The sequence below is a fragment of the Kitasatospora sp. NPDC058046 genome, assembly GCF_042885595.1.
GTDB lineage: Bacteria > Actinomycetota > Actinomycetes > Streptomycetales > Streptomycetaceae > Kitasatospora.
In genome coordinates this window covers 662,300-684,534 of sequence record NZ_JBHVRS010000001.1, presented here as the reverse complement: position 1 = coordinate 684,534, position 22,235 = coordinate 662,300, and the positions used below count along the sequence as shown (strand labels likewise).

Below are 22,235 nucleotides of genomic sequence, written 5' to 3'. Positions count from 1 at the left end.
CCGGCTCCGGTCAGGACGCGGCGGGCAGCAGTGCGGCGATGTCCTCCAGGAGCCGGGCCGCCGGCGCCGGGTCGACCAGCCACTTCAGGTGGCTGCCGGGGAGCGTGTGGACGTCGAAGGGGTTCTCCGGGGTCAGCGCGTCGCCCTCGCGGATCATGCGGTCCTGCATGGCGAGCGGGATGCCGGCGTCCTCGGCCAGCCGGACGTACGACCTGGGGATCCGTCCCCAGGTGTCGGGCCGGGCCCGGTCGTCGGGGGCGCCGGTGTCGAGGTTCTCGTCGGGCTGGAAGGTGTTGAGGAAGAGCATGAACTCGTCGTCCGTGCCGTCGGCGAGGAAGGACGCCTTGAAGGAGGCGAGGACGCCGGGGTCGGCGGTGCGGAAGTTGATGCGCAGCAGACCGAGTTCGGCCGGGTTCCCGACCAGCGCCGCCATCAGCCCCGCGGCGTCGGCCGTGGCCATCTCGGGCTCGGCGTAGTAGGCGTTGATGTCGAGGTCGACGGGGCACCAGGCGGAGACGTAGACGATGCGGTCGACCAGGTCGGGCCGCTGGTTGGCCGCGGCGGTGGCCGTCAGGCCGCCGCGGCTGTGGGAGACGAGGACGACGGGCCCGTTCCGCTTGGCCCGCTCCAGTATCCCGATGAGGTGCGCGACGTTGTCGGCGAGTGTGACGCCCTTGATGGCCCCGGGGGCGATGGCGAGCCCTTCGAGGTCCTGCGGCGCCTGGTAGGACCGGGGGTACGTCGCGGCGAAGCCGTGGCCGGGGAGGTCGACGGCGACGGAACGGTGTCCGAGGAGGCCGAGTTCGGCCTGGAGCGGCGCGAAGGAGAAGGAGTTCGCGAAAGCCCCGTGGACCAGGACGAAGGTGGGTTGCATCTGTCTACTGCTCACTTTCCGTTCCCCTGCGGCGCACTGGCCGGCCGCGGGGACTGCTTCGTGCGTGGCAGGCGCCGGCGGTCACCTGCGGACGCGCGAGGGCGGCGTGCGAACGGCTGCCCACGGTCCGGTGATTCACCCTACTCAGTGAATGATCATCAGCCCACCCTTCGGCGGCACGGCTTCGGTGCCCCACCGCCCACCCCGGGGTTGCTCGGGGTGCGGGTCCGTGCCGTCCTCGGCGGGCCAGCGACCCTCCGCGTACAGCCGGACGAGCGCGGCGTGGGAGAGCGGGCTGCTGGGGTCGGCGACGTCGCCGTTGGTGGTGTAGTCCAAGAGCACGACCTCGTCCTTTTCCCGGAGCCGCTCGACCAGGTCGGCGGCGCGGTGTTCGAGGACCCATCGGTAGGCCGGCAGGTAGATCCGGCGGCGGGCCGTCTCGTAGGACAGGAGCCGGTCGCCGTGCAGGCCGGTCCGGTGGCCCTGGACGGGGCCGAAGCGGCGCACCGTCCGCTTGAGGCCCTTCATCGAGGTGACGTGCAGCTTGGCGGGGTCGACATCGGCGTCCCGGAAGACCTTGAGGGCCTGCCAGATCCCCTCCACGGACTGGCTGGTCGCGCCGTCGCCGTAGGGGACCGGGATGCCGCCGTGCGGGTAGAGCGGGCTCAGCCGCACCCACGGGTCCGGCGCCCTGGAGGTGACGTCGACGATCTCCGCGCCGGGGAACGCGGCGGTCAGTGCGGCCGCCGTACGGCGACGGCCGGCGATGTGGATCGGCATGTGCGGGCTCTCCTGCTCGACGGCGCGGGCCACCGAGTGTCCCCGGTGCCACTGACATTCCTCGCCGGAGTGCGGGCGGACGGGAGTGGATTCGGCGCGGGGGCCGATGGTCAGGTGCGCCGGTAGTAGGCCGCCACCGGGGCCCGGGCCTCCTCGGGCAGGGCGGGGCCGTCCGTCGGCACCGCCGGCCAGGCGCCCGAGTCGGGGTTGAGCTCGACGAGTTGCTCGGTGGCGAGCGCGTACACGACCCGGCCGATGCCGGAGCGGAGGATGCCCCCTTCGCACATGCCGCAGGGCTGGCAGCTGGTGTACATCGTGGTGCGCGCGGCGGTGTCCGGGGTGAGTTCGCGGGCGGCCCAGCGGGCGAGCTTCAGTTCGGGGTGGGCCGTGATGTCGTCGTCGCGCCGGACGGTGTTGTGGGCCTCGGCGAGGACCTCGCCGTCCGGGCCGGCCAGCAGCGAGCCGTACGGGGCGTCGCCGAGGGCGACCGCGTGGGCGGCGAGGGCGATGGCGCGGCGCAGCAGGGCCTCGTCGGCTTCGGTGATCACGCGGTCCTCCAGTGGGTGGCGACGGTGGTGAGGGTCCGCCAGGCCTGCTGCGGACGACGGGTGTCCTCCGGATCGCCGTGGTAGGGGTCGAACACGACGGTCTCGGCCCCGAGGTCGCGCAACTGGCGCAGGTCGTCGAGGACCTGGTCGAGGGTGCCGACGCCGGCGGGCCGTTCGGGGTCGTCGACCGGTGCGGTGGTCAGCCGCAGGGCGATGCGGGGGGCGAACCCCGGCAGCGGGTGCTCGGCCAGGAGCGACCGCATCCGGGCGACGGGGAGCCGCAGCGGGTGCCAGGCGTCGCCGAACCGGACTGCCCGGCGCAGCGCCGCCTCGCTGTGGCCGCCGACCCACACCGGTACCGGCCGGTGGCCCGAATCGCTCGCCCAGGTGTCGCGCAGCGTGGCCAGGCACTCGTCGGTCAGTCTGCCGCGGGCGCCGAACGGCACGCCGAGGGCCTCGAACTCCCGGCGCGCCCAGCCGATCCCCACGCCCAGGACGAACCGGCCGCCGCTGAGCCGGTCGAGGGTGCTCGCCGTCCGCGCCACCAGCAGCGGGTGCCGGTAGGGCAGGACGAGGACGGTCGTGCCCAGCCGCAGGCCGGGGGCGGTCCCGGCGAGCCAGGACAGCGTGGTGAACGGCTCGTAGAACGGCTCCGGGTACCGCTCGGCCACGTCCGGGGTCACCGCGACGTGGTCCGACACCATGAGGAGGTCGAAGCCGAGGCCCTCTGCGGTCCGGGCCCACTCGCGCAGCACGCCGGGGTCGGTCCCGGGGCCGAAGTTCGGTACGTTGACGCCAAGTTGCATGGATCGAGGCTATCCCCGTGATCATGGCGGACGGAACGGAATCCTCCCTCTGTGCCCGGCGGATCGCCGGGGATTTCCCGGTAGATTCGCGCCATGGCCGTGAATCTTGACGACACCGACTGGGCGATCATCGAGCAGCTGCAACAGGAGGCCCGCATCTCGCTCAGCGAGCTGGGGCGGCGGGTGTCCCTCAGCCCGTCGGCGACCACGGAACGGGTGCGGAACCTGGAGTCGCTGGGCGTCATCACCGGCTACCACGCGACGGTGGACCTGGCGAAGGTCGGCTACCCGGTGCTCGCCGTCGTCCGGCTGAAGTACCCGGGCAACCGGCACGAGCCGCTGCGGCGACTGCTCGCCGAGCGGCGGGAGGTCCTGGAGTGCCTGCGGACCACCGGCGACGACTGCTACACCCTCAAAGTGGCGGCGACCTCCATGGAGCACCTGGAGACCCTGGTGGACGAGCTGGCCGGCTTCGGCAGCACCACGACGAGCGTCGTCTACAGCCGGACGCTGCCGCTGCGCGGGCCCGCTCGGCCCTGATGCCGGAGGGGCGTCGGAGGGGAGTCGTCGGAGGGGAGTCGGGAGGGAAAGGTGCTCCCTCGATCGGGGGAGGTCGGCCGGCCGTCGCGCGGACAGACTGGCGATCGTGACCGGGGGTTTCCTACCCCCCACGATTCCACAGGAGTTGACCCGTGCGTCGTTCGCGCATCCGCCACATGGCACTCGCCCTCACGCTCTCGACCGCTGGGGCCGTCGCGGCCGTCGGGGCGGCGGCACCGTCCGCCATGGCGGCCACGTCGGCCGCGGCCTCCTCGGACGCCGTGCAGCAGGGACTGAACGCGCTGGTGCGGACGGACGGGATACCCGCCGCGCTCGCGACCGTCCGGGACGGGCGCGGCCGGACCCGCGACTACACCGCGGGGGTGGGGGACCTGGCCACCGGCGCCAAGGTCCCCGTCGACGGGCAGGTGCGGATCGGCAGCAACACCAAGACCTTCACCGCCGTCGTCGTGCTCCAGCTGGTCGGGGAGGGGAAGGTCGACCTCGACGCCTCCGTCGACACCTACCTCCCCGGCCTGGTCCGCGGCGAGGGCATCGACGGGCACGGCATCACCGTCCGGCAGCTGCTCCAGCACACCAGCGGACTGCCCGACTACGAGGGGCTGCTGGAGGAAACCGCCCTGCGGACCCGGTACTTCGAGCCCCGGGAGCTGCTGGACATGGCCCTCGGGCAGAAGCCCGCCTTCGCGCCCGGGGAGAAGTTCGGCTACAGCAGCACCAACTACGTGCTGGCCGGCCTGATCGTCCAGCGGGTGACCGGCCGGCCGATCGCCGAGGAGATCGACCGGCGGATCATCCGGCGCATCGGGCTGCGGCACACCTACTTCCCGGCCGTGGGCGACCGGACGATCCGGGAGGCCCACCCCAAGGGCTACCGCAGGGATTCCGCCGACGCGCCGCTGGCCGACTTCACGGAGCTGGACCCGTCGGCGGCCTGGGCGGCCGGGCAGATGATCTCCACCAACTCGGACCTCAACCGCTTCTTCACCGAACTGCTGGTCCCGGACCGCCTGCTGCCCGCGGCCCAACTCGCCCAGATGCGCACCACCGTCCCGGTCGGCGACGGCATGGCCGCCGGACTGGGCATCTTCAGCCGGACGCTCACCTGCGGCGGGGTCTACTGGGGGCACGGCGGCGACATCCCGGGCTACGAGACCCGGGGCGGCGCCACCGACGACGGCCGTGCCGTGAACATCGCGATGACCACCATCCCGGCCGACTACGCCGTCACCCGGCACCTCGAAGGCGTCGTCGACGCCGCCCTGTGCCGCTGAGGTGATAGCCGGGCCGTGAGCGGTCAGGAGCGGTGGTGGTTCCCCTCGTCGCCGATCACACCGTTCCCGTGGTGGACGGACACGCTGGAGTACGTCGCCCGCATGCGCGTGGCGTGAGCCGTCCGGTGCTGTTCGATCAGCATTCCCTCGGCGTTGTCGGACTGGTGCCGCCGCGCGCGTTCCCGGAGTACCAGGAAGGCCGTGGCACCGACGATGGCGCCGACGAGCGCGACCAGGAACACCGTGACGAAGACCATGCCGTCACCTTCCCCCCGTTCGAATGCGTCCAACCTTTATCTCACGGGCGTAGGGCGGTCGCACCCGAGTCGTCGGAACAGCCGGAACAGCCGGAACAGTCGGGCGGTCGGGACGGCAGACCGTCGCGACGGCCGACTGTTCCGGCGACCGTACGGGGCGTCAGGGGAGGGCCTGTTCGGCGTTCGCGCGCTCCGTGACCAGCGCCAGGACGCGGCCCGCGACGGCGAGGTCCTCGGCCGGGATGCCGGCGTACAAGCGGGCGGTGATCCCGGCGGCCTCGGTGGTGGTGCGCTCGTACAGTTCGCGGCCGGCCGCCGTGAGGTGCAGCCGGGACGCCTCCGCCGGGTCCTGCGAGAGCAGCCCGGCGGAGGTCAGTTCCCCGATCACGCCGTGGACGACCGACTCCTCGGCCTTCAGCGACCCGGTGACGTCGCGGACGAGCGCGTCCCGGGCGATGGAGCCGCCCGCGACCGTGACGACCCGGAGCGTCACGCTCTGGTGGAAGGTCGCTCCGTGGCGGTCCAGCACGCCCTCCAGGAGGGCGCGCGCCGCGTAGTGGGCCAGAGCGATGACCCGGCCGTTGACGGCGGTGGGGGCCGTGGGGGCCGTGGGGGCGGCGGGGGCCGTCGCCGGTGCGGCGTTGGCCGTGGCGGCGGTGTTGGTGGCGGTGTCGGGCGCGGCGGCGGTGGTCATGACGGCTCCTCGGCGTTCTCGACGGTCTCGGCGTGCGGCGGATCCAGAGGTGCGTCGAGCAGGGCGGCCAGTTCGCGGGTGAACTCCCGGGCGCGGGGGCTGTCCTGGCCGCCGAGTGGCGCCAGCAGCTGGTCCAGGAGGCCCTGGACCACCGTGATCGCGCGGCGGGTGACGTCGCCGCCCTGCTCGGTGAGCGACAGCTGCATGGCGCGCGGGTCGTCCGGGTCCCGGGTGCGGGCCACCAGCCCGGCGGCCTCCAGGGCGCGGGCGAGCTTGGAGACGTAGAGCGCTTCGAGGCCCGTGTGGTCGGCGAGGCGGCGCTGGCTGGGGCGCAGCCCGGAGCGCGACATGCCGTACAGGGAGGCCAGCACCGCGTACTGGGCGTGCGTCAGACCCAGTGGTGCGACCGCCCGGTCGACCGCCACCCGCCACTTCATCGACAGGCGCCAGACCAGGAATCCTGCGGTGGCGCCCTCAGCTGTTGAACTCATGGCGGATACAGTACATAGCTACTATGTCCATGGCTACTATTTTTCGGGGCCGGGGCCGGGGCCGGGGCCGGGGAATGGGGCTCGGGGTGCCGGGCGGAGCGCCTCGGGCATGACTTTCGACAGATCCGGTGCGGCGGCGGCCCTCGTAGGGTCGTGGGCATGCGGATGAGTGGGGCGGCGCTGCCCGTGGTGGCGTCGGTGTGTATCGGGCTCGGTGTCACGAGCCTCTGGTGGGCGCTGCCGGCGATCGGGTTCTCCTTCCTGGCCGGGCTACGGATGGAACGAGTTCGGCCGGCGGCGGTGGTGTTCGCCGTGCTGGTCGCGGCTGGGGTGCTGGTGGTCGGTTCGGTGCCCTCCTGGATCGTCCTGGGGCTGCGGTTCGTCGCGCTCGCCGTGAGCACCGGGATGGGCCCCTGGCTGCTGGGCCGGTTCTGGCGGCAGTCGCAGGAACTCGTGCGCGCCGGGTGGGAGCGGGCCGAGCGGCTGGAGCGCGAGCAGCAACTCGTCGCCGAGCAGGCCCGACTGCGCGAACGGGCCCGGATCGCCCAGGACATGCACGACGCCCTCGGCCACGACCTCAGCCTGATCGCCCTGCGCGCCGGGGCCCTCAAGCTCGCCCCCGACCTGGCCCCGCCCCACCGGGAGGCCGTCCAGGAGATCCGGGCGGGCGCGGCCGCCGCCGTCGACCGGCTCGGCGAGGTGATCGGCATCCTGCGCGACGGGGACGAGAGCGGTGGCGCCGCCCGCACGGCCCACGGACCGGCCGACTCGGACATCCCGCACCTGGTCGCCGAGGCGGCCGCCGCCGGCCTGGACGTCCGCTCGGAGGTCACCGGTGAGCCGGACGGACTCCCGCGCGCCACCGAGCACGCCGCGTACCGGGTGGTGCAGGAGGCGCTGACCAACGCCGCCAAGCACGCACCGCGAGCGGCCGTCACCGTGGAGGTGGCGTACTCGGCCGACGGCGCCTGCCTCCGGGTGGCCAACGGCCCCGGGCCTGTGCCCGCGCCCATGCCTGCATCTGCGCCCGCGCTCACCGTCGCCCGGGCGACGGGCTCGGCACCTGCGTCAACCCCGCGCGGCGCAACGCCCACCGGAACGTTCACCGGCGCGTTCGTCGGCACGTCCGCCGCACCCGCCGGAAGGTCCGCGTCGACGCCTGCCGTGCCGCCCACCGGTGGCCGCGGCCTGGTCGGGCTGGCCGAGCGGGTCCGGCTCGCGGGCGGCACCTTCGCCCACGGGGCCCGCCCGGACGGCGGGTTCGAGGTCGCGGCCACTCTGCCGCGCCGCGCCGCCGGGCCCGTCCCGCTGCCGCCCGCCGCCCCGTCGTCGCCGGTGCGCGAGCTGCGACGGGCGCGGCGCAGGGTGGGCCGTACGCTGGCCGCCGTGGTGCTCGTCCCGCTGGGGACGGCCGTACTGCTGACCGTGGCGCTGCGAGTATGGACGCTCTACGTGGTCAGCCTGTCGGTGCTGGACCCGGAGGTCTACGCCGCCCTCCAGATGGGGCAGGACCAGGCCTCCGTCGAGCGTCTGCTGCCGGGCCACCGGCTGCCGTACCGCCCGCCGAGCGGGCCGGCGACGCCCGCGCCGCCGCCGGGGGAAGGGGTCTCGTGCGTGTACTACGCCATCACCGCCCAGCTGTTCGTGGACCGGGCCGGCGATGCCTACCGGCTCTGCTTCCAGGACTCCCGGCTGGTCTCGCGGGACGTGCTCGTCTCCTGAAGCCCTGGCTTCCGGCCTTCCACGTCCCGCGCTCCCGCCGCAACTCCCTTTCCCCACCACCTCCGTACCGGGCGACCGACAGGAGCCACCGATGACCACCGCACCGATCCGGGTGCTGCTCGCCGACGACGAGCCCATGATCCGCGCGGGACTGCGCGCGGTGCTCGCCACCGACCCGGGCATCGAGGTCGTCGCCGAGACCGGGGACGGCCGGGAGGCCGTCGAACTGGTCCGGCGCCACCGGCCGGACGTCGCCGTACTGGACATCCGGATGCCCGGGACGGACGGCATCACGGCCGCCGCCGAGATCCGCCGGAACGGCCTGGCCACCGGAGTACTCATGCTGACCACCTTCGGTGAGGACGACTACATCCTGCGCGCGCTCAGCGGCGGCGCGAACGGCTTCCTGATCAAGTCCGGCGAGCCCGAGGAACTGCTCGCCGGGGTGCACGCGGTGGCCGGAGGGGCGGCCTATCTGTCACCCAAAGTGGCCGCCCGGGTGGTCGCCCACCTGGCCGCCACCGGGGCCGGCGGCCCCGCCGACCGGCGTGCCGGCGCCCGGGAGCAGGTGGCCGCCCTGACCGCCCGGGAACGGGATGTGCTGACGCTGATCGCCGCCGGGCTGTCCAACGGTCAGATCGCCCGTCGGCTGGGGGTGGTGGAAGGCACCGTGAAGGCCCATGTGAGCTCCATCCTGGCCCGGTTGGGCGTGGCCAACCGGGCGGCCGCCGCCGTCCTCGCGCACGAGGCCGGACTGACCCTCGGCGCGACCTGCGCGGGCGGTCCACGGGACTGAGGCCGCCGCGCCCGGGGCGGTGCCGGAGTCGGAGCCGGAGCCCGCGCCTGCGCCCGCGCCCGGGGCCGACGGTATCGGCGGTGCCGACAGCAGCCGCCCGAGGACCGGCACCCCGGCCAGGGCCGTCACGGCAGTGGTGGCCGCTGGCCGCAGGGCGAGGACCGCCGCCGCCGTGACCGTGCCGCCGAGCGCGGCACCGGCGATCACGTCGTGCGGGTAGTGCACCCCGGCCGCCACCCGCAGCGCTGCCGTGGCGCCGCCGACGGGTATGACCAGCACCGCCCAGTGCGGGCGCAGCAGCACCAGCCCCGTGGCCAGCGCGACCGCCAGGGTGGCGTGGTTGCTGGGGAAGGACCAGTCGCCCGGCGGCGGACACGCGGCGACCGCCGTGCCCGGCAGCCCGGTGAGCGCCCGGCAGGGCCGCTCCTCGTCGAGGACCACCTTCAGCACCTCGCTCGCCCCGTAGGCCAGCACCGTGCCCGGCCCGACCAGCGCCACCCCCGCGACCACCCCGGCGGCCCGCCGGGCCCGGGCCGTCCACCAGCAGAACGCCAGCAGGAGACCCAGCACCAGCAGCCCGACCTCGGTGGCCGGCTCCAGCAGCGAGGCCACCGCGTGCGGGGCCTCGCCGACGGCCTCCGCCACCCGCCGGTAGCCGCCGGCCGACCACCCGGCCGACACCCGCACCGGCCCCGCCCCGCCACCCCGCTCCGGCGCCAGCCACGCCACCACCCCGGCCCCCGCGCAGAGCAGGGCCACGGCGAGGACGGGCCTGGGCCTCACTCCGGGTTTGGCCCTGGGCCTGGCGGTGGCCCTGGTGGCGCCGGTCTGCCTCGAATCCCTGTCCGTATACGTCATGGTCCGGACGGTAGAGGCCGAGACCCCCTTGGCACCCGACCCGAAAGTCAAGCAATGCCCCTGACGATGGTCAGGGTTGACATCACGTCACAGCGACCGGCCACGTACCCTGCGCCCATGCCGGATCCCTCCCCGCTCGCCGTCCCCGCCCGCTTCGACGGAGCCCCCGACCGCGTCGCGCTCGTCGTCCCGGGCGTCGGGTACACGCCCGCCAGGCCCCTCCTCCACTTCGCCCGCTCGGTGCTCCTCCGGCACCGCTGGACGGTCCAGGAGCTGTGGTGGCAACTCCCGGACGATTTCCGGGCGTTCGAGCCGGAGGACCGGACCGCCTGGGTCGAGCGGCAGGTCGCCGAGGCCGTCGACGCCGAGCGCGGCGCCTGCCGCCTGCTCGTCGGCAAGTCCCTGGCCTCCTTCGCCTGCGGCGTCGCCGCCGACCGCGGCCTCGCCGCAGCCTGGCTGACCCCCGTCCTGACCTCCGAGCCGGTCGCCCGCGCCCTCGCCCGCGCCGAAGCCCCGACCCTCCTCGTCGGCGGCGGCGCCGACAAGCTGTGGGACCGCCGGATCGCCGAATCGACCGGACGCGAGGTCCTCGAAGTACCCGCCGCCGACCACGGTCTGGAGCTGCCGGACGACCCCCTGGGCTCGATCGACGTCCTGCGGCAGGTCACCTCCCGCCTGGACCGCTTCGTCGCCTCCCTGACGACGGGGGAGTAGGGAAGGAAGCCCTGCGGGGAAGAGACCTCCGAAGCCGGGCCGAGCCGCTGCTACCGGCGCGGCCGCAGCGGTTTCGCAAGCCCGGCCGTCGGCCGCCGGGCGACCGGGGCTGTCCGCAGGGGAGCCTGTTCGTGTCGCATACCGGGATCCAAGGGGATCGGCTGCCGCGGGAGCCCGGCTTCGGCTCGGGCATGACCTGCCGGCGCCGACCGCGGGGACCGGCACCAGGCCAGGGAGCGGCCGCGCCCGGCCGCTTGAGGCATCACGTGGTCACCGCCGGCCGGGGCACACCGCCGGCCACCGCCACGACGTCACCTGGCGGCTGCTGCCGCCGCTGCCGCACGCGATTCCGCGCATCCGCGGCGGTTGTTCCCCGACCGCGGCTACGACGTCGACAGGTATCACTGCCTGGTTTCGTGGAAGCGCGGCAGCGAGCCGGTCACCGCCCGCCGGTGCCACCGTCCGGCGCCGACGTGGCCAAGGGCGCCCGGATGCCCGCTTACCGGGAGTCGGTCGGCCGTCCGGGCGCGACCACTGGCAGGTCTCGCTCCTCGGCTGCGTCGGCCAGGCGCTTGTCGTAGGTGACGAAGGCGGTGAGCGCGTGCTCGAGGTGCTCGGCAGTGGCGAGGTGGATGGCGTCGAGGGTGCGGAGGTGTCGGGTGGGGAACTGGCAGGCGGCCCTGAGGACGGGATCGGAGAGCCGGACGCGGAGAAGCCGGTCGAACAGGTCCACCGACGCGTCCAGCAACTCCTTTGGTGCACCGACCCGGATCAGCGCGCGCGGCACCTCGACCTGGGCCAGCGCGCTGGTCGCGTGGCCCTCGGAGCCGTGCGAGGAGAGGAACGTGCGCAGCGCGCTGGATTCGTCCTCAAGTACCAGAAGTTTGAGGATCGCGCGTGAGTCGAGGTAGATCAATGGCCTTCCTCCTCCCGCATGGTGTGCAGGGCGTCGGCGGCCGACGCGAGCCCGGCGCCGGATTCGGGCAACGTCCAGTCGGCCAGGCCACGCGCGGTCGCGGCGTTCTCGGGGGCGATCGTGCCGTCTCGAACGAGGTCCTCCAGCACCCGCTGTTCCGGGTCGGGCGGCGCGAGGACGGCGATCAGCCGCCCGTTGCGGGTGATCTCCACGCGTTCGCCGGCCGCGACCCGGTCGATCAACTCGCTGGCGTGCTGCTGGAGCTGTCGGATGGGGACTCTGGCTGCCATACGACTCACGGTAGAGCCAAGCGTGCGGCGATCACGAGGAATGTGCGTCGATTTCACACGAACGAGTGCCGCCATGCCCCGGGAACCCGTGCCGGCGCCCGCCGATGGTGGTGGCGAGGGCGGCGGCCAGCAGGACGAGGGCGGACCAGGGCAGCGCGGCTGGCCCGGCGTGGTCGAGGAGGAGGCCGCCGGCCAGGCCGCCGATGGCGATGCCGAGGTTCCAGCAGGTGACGAGCAGCGACTGGGCGATGTCCCCGGCCGGGCCGGCCGCGTCGGCGACGGCGGTCTGGAGGAGGGTGGCGGCGCCGCCGAAGCCGAGGCCCCAGAGCGCGGCGGCGGCGTAGGCGGGCCGACCGGTCGAGCCGAGCAGGGCGGCGGCGAGGAGCAGGGCCGCGGCCGCGAGGAGGACGGAGGCGGCGATGGTCAGGGGGCGCAGGTACCGGTCGATGAGGGCGCCGGTGCCGAGGATGCTCACCAGCGAGGACAGTCCGATGACGAGCAGGACGGTGTCCGTCCGGCCGTCGAGCCCCAGCGGCGCGAGCAGGGCGGCGACGTACGTGTAGAGGACGTTGTGGGCGAGCACGAAGGTCGCGGTGACGGCCAGGACGGTGGCCACGCCCGGCGTCCGCAGCACCTGCCGGACGGGGACGCGGGCCTGGTCGGCGCGGCCGGGCAGTGGCGGGAGCGCGAGCAGCATCCAGCCGGTCAGTGCCACGGCGATCACGCTCATCAGCCCGAAGGTGACCCGCCAGCCCACCAGGCCGGCGAGCAGGGTGCCGGCGGGTACGCCCACCGACAGGGCGACCGTCGAGCCGGCCATGGCGACGGCCATCGCCCGTCCGCGCTGTTCCGGCGCGACGATGCCCCGGGCGTACCCGGCCAGTAGCGCCCAGAGCAGTCCCGCGACCAGGCCGGCCGCGAACCGGGCGGCCATGGTGAGCGGGTAGTCGGGTGAGACGGCGGTGACGGCGTTGGCCGCGGCGAAGCCGCCGACGGCGACCAGCAGCAGGCGCTTGCGCGGCAGGCGGCCGGTGACGGCGGTCAGCGGGATGGCGGCCGCGATGGAGCCGACGGCGTAGAGGGTGACGGACTGCCCGGCGGCGGACTGGCCGACGCCGAGGTCGGCGCTCATCGCGGGCAGTACTCCGGCGGGCAGGGCCTCGGTCATGATCGTGACGAATCCGGCGGTGCTCATGGCCAGCAGTGCGGGCCAGGGCAGCCTCGGTGCGGGGGTCACCGGCTGTGCGGGGGCGCGGAGTTCGGGAGTGGGCATGGGCCCGATCGTCTATCGTTGACATTCGTGTCAAGGTCCAGCCGGGATGGCGCCGGCCCGGGGTGAGGGTGGTCACACATGCGCATCGGCGAGCTCGCCCGGCGGGCGGAGACCACTCCGCGCCTGCTGCGCTACTACGAGCAGCAGGGGCTGATCACACCGCGCCGTGAGGCGAACGGCTACCGCGCGTACGACGAGTACCTCGTGGACCGGGTGCTGCAGATCCGCGGGCTGCTGGACGCGGGGCTGCCGACCCGGATCATCAAGCAGATCCTGCCCTGCCTGGACACCCTGGACGCCCCGCGGACGATCCACTTCGCCGACGCCACACCGGAGATGCTCGCCACCCTGGAGTCCGAGACGGACCGGATGACCCGCCGGATCCTGTGCCTGACGCGCAACCGGGACGCCATCCGGGAGTACCTGGACGTGGTCAAGGGCCTCTCCTGATCCACCACCCGAACTCGACGGCTTGACCTTGCCACGGGTGTCAGGGTTGGACGCTGCCGTCATGACCGACACGACCGACCTGAACCACGCCGCCGCGACCGACACGACCGCCGCGACCGCCCCCGCGATCCACCACACCGCCTTCGGCGACGGCACCCCGATCGTCCTGATCCACGGCTACACCGTCGACCACCGCGTCCTGCTCCCGCTCGAACCCGCCTTCGCCGACCGCCCCGGCTGGCGGCGCCTCTACCTCGACCTCCCCGGCCACGGCGCCAGCCCCCGGCTGCCGGGCCCGACCTCGGCGGCCGCCCTGGCCGAGGCGCTCTCCGAGTGGATCGAGGCCCAGGTCGGCGGGCGGCCCTTCGCCGTGGTCGGGCAGTCCTTCGGCGGCCAGCTGGCCCGGGCGGTGACCGCGCGCTTCGGCGAGCAGGTGCTGGGCTCGGCGCTGCTGGTGCCGGTGGTGCGCTGGGGTGCCGACCGCGACCTGCCGGAGGAGTCCGTGGTCGAACGCGACGAGGACCTCCTCGCCCGGCTCCCGGCGGCCGACCGCGACCTGTTCCGGTACGTCATGGCCCGCCACACCGGCCCGAGTTGGGAGCTGTTCCAGCAGTACGTCCGGCCCGGCTGGGAGGCGCACGACCGGGCGGCCGCCGCCGAGCTCGAAGCCGACTTCCTGCTGCCGCACTGGCCCGAGCACCGGGCCGCGCGGCACCGCGGCCGCCACCTGCTGGTCACCACCCGGCAGGACGCCCTGGTCGGCTGGCGTGACCAGCTCGCCCTGCTCGACCACTACCCCCGGATGGCCGCCGCCGTCCTCGACGGGGTCGGCCACAACCCCCAGGTCGAGGCCGCCGACACCGTTCGCACCCTGGTCGGCCGCTGGCTCGACGCGCTCCCGCGCTGAGGACGGGCTCCGGGAACGCCGACGGCCCCGCGACCGGTCGTACCGGCCGCGAGGCCGTCCACCGCCGCAGGAGTCCGGAGCTCGGAACCCGTGAACCGGCCCCCGGAGCCACGGCTCAGCCGATGGAGCGGGGCAGGCGGGTGGTCAGGTACAGGATGGTGAAGGACCCGAGGAGCTGGATGCCCAGGCAGAGGGCGAGCGCGCGGTCCATGCCGAGGACGGGGGAGAGGGAGAGGTAGAGGGTGCCGAGGGTGGCGACGCCGAGCGCGAGGCTGGACTGCTGGCCGGTGGCGAGGACGCCGCTGCCGACGCCGGCCCGGGCGGCGGGCACCTTGGCGAGGACGACCCGGAACAGCGGGGTGCCGATCAGGCCCTGCCCGATGCCGGCGAGGGCGACGCCCGGGGCCATCCGCAGCGGGGAGAAGTGCGACCAGTCGGCCAGGACGGTCAGGGCGAGGGTGGCGAGGCCGGTGGCCTGGACGACGGCGCCCGCGCTGAGCACCCGGCTGCCCCAGCGGCCGATCAGCCGCGGGCCGGCGAGCGAGGCGGAGAAGTAGCCGACGGCCATCGGGACGAGCGCCCAGCCGGCCGCGACCGGGCCGAGCCTGAGGCCCTGCTGGAGGGCGACCGCGATGACGAACATGAAGCCGCCGAAGCCCGCGAAGTAGGGGAGCGCGATGCCGAGGCCGCGCCGCATCTCCGGGATGCGCAGCAGGGACGGCGGCACCAGCGGGGTGTCCCCGCGCCGCTCGGCGCGCCGCTCGACGACACCGAAGGCGACGGCGAAGACGGGGAACAGCGCCAGCAGCACCCAGGACCAGAGCGGCCAGCCGGCGGCCCGGCCCTCCATCAGCGGGACGAGCAGGGAGAGCAGCGTGGCGGTGAGCAGGACGGTGCCGGGGACGTCGACCCGGGCGGCCGTGGTGGACCGGCTCTCCGGGACGTAGCGGACCGCGAGCACCACGGCGAGCAGCGCGAACGGCACGTTCAGCAGGAACACCGAGCGCCAGCCGGTGCCGAACAGGTCGGCGGCGACCAGCATCCCGCCGAGCACCTGCCCGATCACCACCGAGATCCCGCCGACGGCGCCGTAGACGCTGAGCGCGCGGCCGCGCCGGGCGCCCTCGGTGGCGGCGGTGATGGTGCCGAGCACCTGCGGGATCAGCAGTGCGGCCGAGGCGCCCTGGGCGGCCCGGGCGGCGACCAGGGACCACGCGCCGGGGGCGAGGCCGCAGGCCAGCGAGGTGAGGGCGAAGGCGACGGCGCCGATGACGAAGAGCCGGCGGCGGCCGTAGCTGTCGCCGAGGCGCCCGCCGAGGACGAGCAGGACGGCGAAGGCGATGCCGTAGCCGGCGGCGACCAGTTCCAGGACGGCGGGTCCGGCGGCCAGGTCGTGGTCGATGGTGGGCAGGGCGACGTTGACGATGAAGAAGTCGAGCATCGGCAGGAAGGCGCCGAGCAGGACGGTGACCAGTCCGGCGGTGCCGAGGGTGGCGGCGGGACCGGTGGAGCCGGTGGCGGGACCGGCAGGACCGGTGGAGCCGGCCGGCCCGGTGCCGGAGGTACGGGCGGCCGCGCTGCCCGGGGTGGTGGCGGCGCGGCTCGATGCGGGGGCGACGGTGAGTGGTTGGGTCACGGGTCCTACGATCCGCCGCGCCGTACCCTGGTACCAGAGTGTGGTTATCCAGGTATAAGAAGTACCTGGCAACAGGCTTACGGCTGGCGCATGCTGGGGAGCATGAGCCTGATGACCCCCGCCGCGCAAGACGCCGCGCACAGCGCCGTACAGCGCCGGAGCGCCCCCGGCGACGCCCGTCGGCACGAGCTGGCCGCGTTCCTGCGCAGCCGCCGCGAGCGCCTCGGGCCCGAGCAGGTGGGCCTGCCGATGACCGGCCGCCGCCGGACACCGGGGCTGCGCCGGGAGGAGGTCGCCCAGCTCGCCGCGGTCGGGGTGACCTGGTACACGTGGCTGGAGCAGGCGCGGGACATCCAGGTGTCGGCCCAGGTGCTGGACGCGGTGGCCCGGGCGCTGCTGCTGGACCCGAGCGAGCGCGCCCACCTGTTCACCCTGGCCGGCACGGACGACCCGGCGCCGGTGAAGGAGTGCCCCTCGGTGACCCCGAGCGTGCGGCTGCTGCTGGAGCGGCTGGCGCCGTACCCCGCCGTGGTGCTCAACTCCCGCTACCAGGTGCTGGCGTACAACGCCCAGTACACCGCGGTCGTCGGCGACCTCGACCGGATGGCTCCCGAGGACCGGAACCTGATGTGGATGGCGTTCACGCCCTCGCAGTTCCGCGAGGTGCTGATCGACTACCGCACCGAGCGCCTCGGCATGGTGGCCCGGTTCCGTTCGGCGATGGCCGACCACAGCTCGGAGCCGGCCTGGAAGGCGCTGCTGGCCCGGCTGCTCAAGGCCTCGCCGGACTTCGCGGAGGTCTGGCAGCGGCACGACGTGATGCGGCCGGGCAACGGGATCAAGCGCTTCCAGGTGCCGGACGTCGGGCTGCTGCGCTGCGAGTACACCAACTTCTGGCTCAGCCCGCAGCTGGGGACACGGATGATCACGTACACCCCGCTGGACGACGAGACCCGCGCGTTGATGGACCGCCTGCCCACCGGGGCCTAGGGAGTTCCTCGGGCTCGCGTCGGACGGGCGGCGTCGACGTGCCTCAGCCCCGCACCGCCGCGTCCCGCCCGAGCCGCAGGCACACCACGGCGAGCGGCAGTTCTATGCAGGAGGCCATGACCAGCGCGGCGAGCACCGCGTGGCCCGGCCCGGCGCAGGCGATGTCGGCCAGCGCGTCCCCGGTGAGCAGCAGGGCCACCGCGGCGCCCGCCCACAGCGCGGCGGGGCTGCGGCGGCGCAGCAGCGTGTCCAGCGAGAGCAGGGCGGCGAACTCGGTGAGGTCGAGCACGACCCACGGGGTCTCGTGGCAGACGGCGAGGACCGCCAGCCAGGGCAGCAGCGCGACCGCGGCCAGGACCGGGACCTGGGCGAAGCGCGCGGGCAGGACGGACGAACGGGCGGGGCCGAGGGCAAGGGCGAAGGTGCCGCTCACGCCGCACCCCGGCCGCGCTCCCGGACCCGCTCCAGCGGCAGCCGCTCGGCGGCCCCGCCCGCCATGTGCTCGACCCGCACCGCGTCGAACGGCCCCTCGGCCCAGGCGACCCAGAACCGGTCGGCCACCGTGACCGCCTCGGCCGTCGAGCACACCCGGCGGAACGGCCGCCGCCCGGTGAACACCACCGCGGGCGCCGTGCCGTCGGCCGCCAGCCGGCCCCAGGCCAGCACGTGCCGGCTCCGCCCGGCGGAGGGGCAGTGCCGGGCCCCGCGCAGCAGGTGCGGGGTGAGCCGGGCGGCGACCAGGACGTCGGCCAACTCCCCGTACTGGTACAGCTCCAGTGCGGCGCGGCCGCGGCCGGACGCGACGCAGCGGACCGACCAGGGGCCGGCCCCGGCGGGCAGCGCGCCCTCCGGCAGCTCCCCTTCCTGCAGCGTCTCCTCCGGCAGGGCTCCCGCCGGCAGCGCCCGCTCCGGCAGCGCCTCCTGGGCCGCCGCCGCTCCGGCGGCACTCCCGGGGCCGGGCCGCCCGTGCGGCGGAGTGGCGGAGTGCGATGCAGTGCTCGTCATGCCCTCAAGCCTTCCGCCCGGACCCCCCTCCTGTCGGTGGTGCTCCACACCGAATCGGGGGTGTAGCTAGCTACACCCCCATCGGGAACCCCCCTTCATGGCGGCTCGTGATCACCGGGCCCTACGCTGTCGGCCATGCCCTCCACCACGTTGCGCCGAGCGTTCGTCAGGAGCCTCCGGCGCCCCCCGTGGTCGCCCGAGGTCTGGCGGGACGTCCGCTTCACCGCCGCCGGGATACCCGTGGCGCTGCCGGTCTGGCTGGCCGTCACCGAGTCGAAGCTGCTCTTCCCGGTGCTCGCCGCCGTCCTGCTCTGCACCCACCCGCTGACCGCCGTCCAGCGCGGCCGGCTGCGCGCCCTGTACGGGGTGGAGGTGCCGCGGCTGCGCCCGCCGACGGGGCGCCGGGTCTGGCTGCTCGGGGTGACCTGGCGCCAGGTCCTCCACCACCTGGTGGCCGGTCCGCTGCTGGCGGCGGGCGCCCTGGTGGTGCTGTACGCCTGGGCGGCCGCCGTGGTGCTGGCCACCGTGTACGGCTGGATCTGGCTGCTGCCCGCCGGCACCGCGCTGCGCACCGGCCTGGCCGGGGAGGACGTCCTGCTCACCCTCGGCGGGGTGCTGCTGCTGGCGGTGCTCCCGCTGTCGGGCACCCAGCTGGCCCGGCTGGAGGTGTGGGTGGCCCGGCGGCTGCTCGGCCCGGACCGGGCGGAGGCGCTGGAGCGGCGGGTCGAGGAGATCGCCGAGAGCCGGGCCGGCCTGGTCGACGCGGTGGACGCCGAGCGCCGCCGGATCGAGCGCGACCTGCACGACGGCGCCCAGCAGCGGCTCACCTCCCTCGCGATGAACCTGGGCCTGGCCCGGCGCACCCTCAAGGACGTGCCGCCCGAGGTGATGCAGGTGATCATCGACGCGCACGAGGAGGCCCAGGCGGCCATCGACGAGCTGCGCGACCTGGTCCGCGGCCTGCACCCCGCCGTCCTGGAGGACCGCGGCCTGGACGCGGCGCTGTCCGGCATCGCCGCCCGCGCCCCGCTGCCGGTGCGCCTGGACGTCGACCTCTCCGAGCAGATCGCCCCGACCGTCGAGGCGGTCGCCTACTTCACCGTCTCCGAGGCGCTCACCAACGTGGCCAAGCACGCCAGGGCCCGCCGGGTCGACCTCTCGGTGCGGACGACCGGCGGCCGGCTGCGCCTGGTCATCAGCGACGACGGCGTGGGCGGCGCGGACGCCTCGCGCGGCACCGGGCTCACCGGTCTGCGCAAGCGCGCCGCCTCGGTCGACGGCACGATGTCCGTTCTCAGCCCCCTCGGGGGCCCCACCACCATCACCGTGGAGTTGCCGTGCGCGCTGTGATCGCCGAGGACTCGGTCCTGCTGAGGGTCGGCCTGGTCAAGGTCCTGGAGGCGGTGGGCTTCGAGGTCGTGGCCGCCGTCGGGGACGCCACCGAACTGCTGGCCGCCGTCGAGGAGCACCGCCCGAAGGTGGTGGTGGCCGACGTCCGGATGCCCCCGGGCTTCAGCGACGAGGGGGTGAAGGCGGCGATGGTGATCCGCCGGCAGTGGCCGGACACCGCCGTCCTGCTGCTCTCCCAGTACGTGGAGGAGCGCTACGCCGCGGACCTGCTGGCGACCAACACCAGCGGCGTCGGCTACCTGCTCAAGCAGCGGGTCGCCAACGTCGACGACTTCGTGGACGCGCTCCAGCGGGTCGCCGAGGGCGGCACCGCGCTGGACCCGGAGGTGGTCGCCCAGCTGCTGGTGCGCCGCCGGCACCGGGACCCGGTGGAGAAGCTGACCCCGCGCGAGCGCGACGTGCTCGCCCTGATGGCGGAGGGCCGCTCCAACGCGGCGATCGCCGGCTCGCTGGTGGTCAGCGACAGCGCGGTGGCCAAGCACATCAACTCGATCTTCACCAAGCTCGAACTGCCGCAGGCCGAGGACAGCCACCGCCGGGTGATGGCGGTGCTGCGCTTCCTGGAGGTCGGGTAGCGGTGAAGGGGGTGAAGGGCTGGCGGGCCACCGGGACGCTCGTGATCGTCCTGGTCATGATCGGTGCCGGACTGCAGACCTGGTCGATGGCGGTGCAGCAGCGCACCAGCAGCAGTCGGCCGTACGACGAGGAGATCCACCGGGTCCAGCTGGAGACCGGCCCCGCGTCGGTCCGGGTGCGGGCCGGACGGGAGGGCCACGTGGTGGTCCGGCAGAGCCTGGACTGGCTGGTGCGCAAGCCGGTGGTGTCCGCCGTCTTCGACAAGGGCGTGCTCACGGTCGGGATGCACTGCCGGCTGGTCCTGCCGTTCGTGGACCTCGGCTGCGGCGCCGAGATCGAGCTGGAGGTGCCGGCCGCGACCGAGGTGTCCGGCTCGGTGACCTCCGGCTCCGTCCAGGTGGAGGGCCTGAGCGGGGACGTGAAGCTGGACCTGACCTCCGGCCAGCTGCTGCTGTCCGACACCTCCGGGAACGTGACCGTGCACGCCACCTCCGGTCTGGTGCAGGGCACCAACCTGAGCGCCCCGCGGTTGACGGCGCAGCTCACCTCGGGCTCCGTGCAGCTGAGCTTCGCGAGGGCTCCGCGCGAGGTGGACGCCACGGCCACCTCCGGCTCGGTGGAGATGAGCCTGCCGAAGGACAGCCGGTACGCCGTCTCCAGCGAGGTCGGCAGCGGCAACGGCCGGATCGACCCGGGGCTGGCGGACTCGGCGAGCCCGAACCGGGTGCACGCCGCGGTCACCTCCGGGTCGATCTCCATCGCTCCGGCGCCGGCCTCGTCGGCGCCCACCGCCCCGGCGGCTCCGTCGGCCTCGTCGGCCCCGTAGCGGAGGCGGCCCGTTCCGGAGGCGTCCGGCCGAGGAGGTGGCCGGTGGCGGAGGCGGCCGGTAAGGGGAGGCGGGCGGTGGCCGAGGCGCCCCGTAGCGGGGGAGCCCCGGCGCGGGCGGAGGCCGCTCACCCGGGTGGGGGACAATGGAGAGTCCCGTCCCCACCACCCGAGGTCAGCCGCGCATGACAGTCACGCCCGCACCCACCGCGTCCGGCACCGAGTTCGCGCCGCTCGACATCGGCCCGATCCAGGTGTGGCCGCCCGTCGTGCTGGCGCCGATGGCCGGCATCACCAACGCGCCGTTCCGCACCCTGTGCCGCGAGCAGAGCGGCGGCAAGGGGCTGTACGTCTCGGAGATGATCACCACCCGGGCGCTGGTCGAGCGCAACGCCAAGACCATGCAGCTGATCAAGTTCGACCCGAGCGAGAAGCCGCGCTCCATCCAGCTGTACGGGGTGGACCCGGTGACCGTCGGCAAGGCCGCCCGGATGATCTCCGAGGAGGGCCTGGCCGACCACATCGACCTCAACTTCGGCTGCCCCGTCCCCAAGGTCACCCGCAAGGGCGGCGGCTCGGCGCTGCCGTACAAGCGCAACCTGCTGCGCGAGATCCTGCGCGAGGCCGTCGCCAACGCGGGCGACCTGCCGGTGACCATGAAGATGCGCAAGGGCATCGACGACGACCACCTCACCTACCTGGACGCCGGCCGGATCGGCGCCGAGGAGGGGGTGGCCGCGATCGCCCTGCACGGGCGCACCGCCGCCCAGCACTACGGCGGCACGGCCGACTGGTCGGCGATCGCCCGGTTGCGCGAGTCCGTCCCGGCGCACATCCCGGTGCTGGGCAACGGGGACATCTGGTCGGCCGACGACGCGCTGCGGATGATGCGCGAGACCGGCTGCGACGGCGTGGTGGTGGGCCGCGGCTGCCTGGGCCGGCCGTGGCTGTTCAAGGACCTGGTCGCGATCTTCGAGGGCGACGTGGACTACGCCCGCCCCGACTTCGGCTACGTGGCCGCGGCGATGGTGCGGCACGCGCAGCTGCTCGGCGAGTGGCTGGGCGACGAGGCGCGCGGCGTGATCGACTTCCGCAAGCACGTGGCCTGGTACACCAAGGGCTTCTCGGTCGGCTCCGAGCTGCGGGTGCGGCTGGCCGGCTCCTCCTCGTTGGCCGAACTGGCCGAAACCCTCGCCCAGGTGGAGCAGTCCCAGGGCTGGCCGGACGGTGCGGACGGCCCGCGCGGGCGGACCAGCGGCAACAACCGGGTGGTCCTGCCGGAGGGCTGGTTGGACGATCCGTACGACTGCGCCCGCCCGGGTGCTGACGCCGAATCGGACACCTCCGGCGGATGATCTGTACGACCTGGCGAAAATGACCCGTTCGGGTCGATGGCCACCTGGTCCCAGCCCTCTTGTCCATCCTGGACAAGAGGGCTCCTTTTCGGCGTCCGAATGTCACGGAGCGGGCACGTTTTTGGACACAGTGCGACGATCGGCGCAGGCGCTCTACGTTCGACCGGTGAGACGCTCTGGTGACGCTTGCCACACGCGGCGGGGGCTGACGGCCGGTCAGTGGACGA

The 22,235-nt window shown here is 74.3% G+C and carries 26 protein-coding genes and 1 pseudogene; 13 read left to right on the top strand and 14 right to left on the bottom strand.

Annotated features, from left to right (window positions below; all coding sequences use genetic code 11):
- Positions 1 to 10: 10 nt before the first annotated feature.
- The 4 genes from ACFVU7_RS03195 to ACFVU7_RS03180 all read right to left on the bottom strand — a co-directional run bounded on the left by ACFVU7_RS03195 (position 11) and on the right by ACFVU7_RS03180 (position 3,008).
- Complete coding sequence (locus ACFVU7_RS03195; RefSeq protein WP_388044028.1) at positions 11 to 874, bottom strand: alpha/beta fold hydrolase; 864 nt, start codon at positions 872 to 874, stop codon at positions 11 to 13.
- 144 nt (positions 875 to 1,018) lie between these two features.
- A complete protein-coding gene (locus ACFVU7_RS03190) occupies positions 1,019 to 1,654 on the bottom strand; it encodes a DUF6939 family protein (protein ID WP_388044026.1) in 636 nt (211 codons plus the stop codon).
- Positions 1,655 to 1,764: 110 nt separating this feature from the next.
- On the bottom strand, positions 1,765 to 2,202 hold the full coding sequence (locus ACFVU7_RS03185; RefSeq protein WP_388044025.1) for a nucleoside deaminase: 438 nt from the start codon (positions 2,200 to 2,202) through the stop codon (positions 1,765 to 1,767).
- The gene (locus ACFVU7_RS03180; RefSeq protein ID WP_388044022.1) at positions 2,199 to 3,008 is read right to left on the bottom strand and encodes an LLM class flavin-dependent oxidoreductase; all 810 of its coding nucleotides are present in this window, start codon (positions 3,006 to 3,008) and stop codon (positions 2,199 to 2,201) included. The genes ACFVU7_RS03185 and ACFVU7_RS03180 overlap by 4 nt, the downstream gene beginning before the upstream one ends.
- A gap of 93 nt (positions 3,009 to 3,101) precedes the next feature.
- Here ACFVU7_RS03180 and ACFVU7_RS03175 point away from each other — a divergent pair, with 93 nt between their 5' ends.
- Both ACFVU7_RS03175 and ACFVU7_RS03170 read left to right on the top strand, forming a co-directional pair.
- A complete protein-coding gene (locus ACFVU7_RS03175; RefSeq protein ID WP_074000737.1) occupies positions 3,102 to 3,548 on the top strand; it encodes an Lrp/AsnC family transcriptional regulator in 447 nt (148 codons plus the stop codon).
- 176 nt (positions 3,549 to 3,724) lie between these two features.
- A complete protein-coding gene (locus tag ACFVU7_RS03170; protein WP_388044181.1) occupies positions 3,725 to 4,843 on the top strand; it encodes a serine hydrolase domain-containing protein in 1,119 nt (372 codons plus the stop codon).
- 23 nt (positions 4,844 to 4,866) lie between these two features.
- On the opposite strand, the gene ACFVU7_RS03165 is transcribed toward ACFVU7_RS03170, so the two are convergent.
- From ACFVU7_RS03165 to ACFVU7_RS03155, 3 genes are all read right to left on the bottom strand, one after another.
- Entirely contained in the window at positions 4,867 to 5,100 is a 234-nt protein-coding gene (locus ACFVU7_RS03165; protein WP_049656043.1) for a hypothetical protein, read from the bottom strand.
- Positions 5,101 to 5,260: 160 nt separating this feature from the next.
- Complete coding sequence (locus ACFVU7_RS03160; protein ID WP_388044020.1) at positions 5,261 to 5,794, bottom strand: MarR family transcriptional regulator; 534 nt, start codon at positions 5,792 to 5,794, stop codon at positions 5,261 to 5,263.
- A complete protein-coding gene (locus ACFVU7_RS03155; RefSeq protein WP_074000738.1) occupies positions 5,791 to 6,285 on the bottom strand; it encodes a MarR family winged helix-turn-helix transcriptional regulator in 495 nt (164 codons plus the stop codon). Before ACFVU7_RS03155 ends, ACFVU7_RS03160 begins: the two co-directional genes overlap by 4 nt.
- A gap of 159 nt (positions 6,286 to 6,444) precedes the next feature.
- Here ACFVU7_RS03155 and ACFVU7_RS03150 point away from each other — a divergent pair, with 159 nt between their 5' ends.
- Both ACFVU7_RS03150 and ACFVU7_RS03145 read left to right on the top strand, forming a co-directional pair.
- Positions 6,445 to 8,007 (top strand): sensor histidine kinase, encoded by a 1,563-nt coding sequence (locus tag ACFVU7_RS03150; protein WP_388044018.1) that lies wholly within the window; start codon positions 6,445 to 6,447, stop codon positions 8,005 to 8,007.
- Between the two features lie 91 nt (positions 8,008 to 8,098).
- Positions 8,099 to 8,803, top strand: coding sequence for a response regulator (locus tag ACFVU7_RS03145; protein WP_388044016.1), 705 nt, complete (start codon positions 8,099 to 8,101; stop codon positions 8,801 to 8,803).
- A gap of 216 nt (positions 8,804 to 9,019) precedes the next feature.
- Here the strand turns inward: ACFVU7_RS03145 and ACFVU7_RS03140 are convergent.
- Positions 9,020 to 9,244, bottom strand: a pseudogene (locus ACFVU7_RS03140) (phosphatase PAP2 family protein); the annotation flags it as partial.
- Between the two features lie 34 nt (positions 9,245 to 9,278).
- On the opposite strand from ACFVU7_RS03140, the gene ACFVU7_RS03135 reads away from it, so the two are divergent.
- A complete protein-coding gene (locus ACFVU7_RS03135) occupies positions 9,279 to 9,458 on the top strand; it encodes a hypothetical protein (protein WP_388044187.1) in 180 nt (59 codons plus the stop codon).
- Between the two features lie 320 nt (positions 9,459 to 9,778).
- A complete protein-coding gene (locus ACFVU7_RS03130; protein ID WP_388044015.1) occupies positions 9,779 to 10,375 on the top strand; it encodes an alpha/beta hydrolase in 597 nt (198 codons plus the stop codon).
- Positions 10,376 to 10,874: 499 nt separating this feature from the next.
- On the opposite strand, the gene ACFVU7_RS03125 is transcribed toward ACFVU7_RS03130, so the two are convergent.
- Genes ACFVU7_RS03125 through ACFVU7_RS03115 form a run of 3 tightly spaced genes read right to left on the bottom strand, consistent with a single transcriptional unit; the run spans position 10,875 to position 12,854 of the window.
- Positions 10,875 to 11,291, bottom strand: a complete 417-nt coding sequence (locus ACFVU7_RS03125; protein WP_388044013.1) for a type II toxin-antitoxin system VapC family toxin — start codon at positions 11,289 to 11,291, stop codon at positions 10,875 to 10,877.
- Positions 11,288 to 11,581, bottom strand: a complete 294-nt coding sequence (locus ACFVU7_RS03120) for a type II toxin-antitoxin system Phd/YefM family antitoxin (protein ID WP_388044012.1) — start codon at positions 11,579 to 11,581, stop codon at positions 11,288 to 11,290. Before ACFVU7_RS03120 ends, ACFVU7_RS03125 begins: the two co-directional genes overlap by 4 nt.
- A 31-nt stretch (positions 11,582 to 11,612) precedes the next feature.
- Positions 11,613 to 12,854: an MFS transporter gene (locus tag ACFVU7_RS03115; protein WP_388044010.1), complete on the bottom strand. Its 1,242-nt coding sequence runs from the start codon at positions 12,852 to 12,854 to the stop codon at positions 11,613 to 11,615.
- Positions 12,855 to 12,932: 78 nt separating this feature from the next.
- Here ACFVU7_RS03115 and ACFVU7_RS03110 point away from each other — a divergent pair, with 78 nt between their 5' ends.
- Together ACFVU7_RS03110 and ACFVU7_RS03105 are read left to right on the top strand one after the other, a co-directional pair.
- Positions 12,933 to 13,304, top strand: a complete 372-nt coding sequence (locus ACFVU7_RS03110) for a MerR family transcriptional regulator (RefSeq protein ID WP_117487704.1) — start codon at positions 12,933 to 12,935, stop codon at positions 13,302 to 13,304.
- A 61-nt stretch (positions 13,305 to 13,365) separates the two neighbouring features.
- On the top strand, positions 13,366 to 14,211 hold the full coding sequence (locus ACFVU7_RS03105) for an alpha/beta fold hydrolase (RefSeq protein WP_388044008.1): 846 nt from the start codon (positions 13,366 to 13,368) through the stop codon (positions 14,209 to 14,211).
- 115 nt (positions 14,212 to 14,326) lie between these two features.
- Here the strand turns inward: ACFVU7_RS03105 and ACFVU7_RS03100 are convergent, their stop codons facing one another.
- On the bottom strand, positions 14,327 to 15,847 hold the full coding sequence (locus ACFVU7_RS03100) for an MFS transporter (RefSeq protein ID WP_388044006.1): 1,521 nt from the start codon (positions 15,845 to 15,847) through the stop codon (positions 14,327 to 14,329).
- A gap of 111 nt (positions 15,848 to 15,958) precedes the next feature.
- Between ACFVU7_RS03100 and ACFVU7_RS03095 the strand changes: the two genes are divergently transcribed.
- Entirely contained in the window at positions 15,959 to 16,837 is an 879-nt protein-coding gene (locus ACFVU7_RS03095) for a helix-turn-helix transcriptional regulator (protein WP_388044179.1), read from the top strand.
- Positions 16,838 to 16,880: 43 nt separating this feature from the next.
- On the opposite strand, the gene ACFVU7_RS03090 is transcribed toward ACFVU7_RS03095, so the two are convergent.
- Both ACFVU7_RS03090 and ACFVU7_RS03085 read right to left on the bottom strand, forming a co-directional pair.
- The gene (locus ACFVU7_RS03090; protein WP_388044003.1) at positions 16,881 to 17,270 is read right to left on the bottom strand and encodes a hypothetical protein; all 390 of its coding nucleotides are present in this window, start codon (positions 17,268 to 17,270) and stop codon (positions 16,881 to 16,883) included.
- Positions 17,267 to 17,842 carry a hypothetical protein gene (locus tag ACFVU7_RS03085; protein ID WP_388044002.1) on the bottom strand — a complete coding sequence of 192 codons (576 nt, stop codon included), beginning with the start codon at positions 17,840 to 17,842 and terminating at the stop codon, positions 17,267 to 17,269. The genes ACFVU7_RS03090 and ACFVU7_RS03085 overlap by 4 nt, the downstream gene beginning before the upstream one ends.
- Positions 17,843 to 17,977: 135 nt before the next feature.
- Between ACFVU7_RS03085 and ACFVU7_RS03080 the strand changes: the two genes are divergently transcribed.
- The 4 genes from ACFVU7_RS03080 to dusB all read left to right on the top strand — a co-directional run bounded on the left by ACFVU7_RS03080 (position 17,978) and on the right by dusB (position 22,008).
- Positions 17,978 to 19,192, top strand: a complete 1,215-nt coding sequence (locus tag ACFVU7_RS03080) for a sensor histidine kinase (protein ID WP_074000748.1) — start codon at positions 17,978 to 17,980, stop codon at positions 19,190 to 19,192.
- Entirely contained in the window at positions 19,180 to 19,827 is a 648-nt protein-coding gene (locus ACFVU7_RS03075) for a response regulator transcription factor (RefSeq protein WP_074000749.1), read from the top strand. Before ACFVU7_RS03080 ends, ACFVU7_RS03075 begins: the two co-directional genes overlap by 13 nt.
- Before the next feature lie 2 nt (positions 19,828 to 19,829).
- A complete protein-coding gene (locus ACFVU7_RS03070; RefSeq protein ID WP_388044000.1) occupies positions 19,830 to 20,654 on the top strand; it encodes a DUF4097 family beta strand repeat-containing protein in 825 nt (274 codons plus the stop codon).
- 184 nt (positions 20,655 to 20,838) lie between these two features.
- Positions 20,839 to 22,008 (top strand): tRNA dihydrouridine synthase DusB, encoded by a 1,170-nt coding sequence (gene dusB, locus ACFVU7_RS03065; RefSeq protein WP_388043998.1) that lies wholly within the window; start codon positions 20,839 to 20,841, stop codon positions 22,006 to 22,008.
- The last annotated feature ends 227 nt before the right edge of the window (positions 22,009 to 22,235 follow it).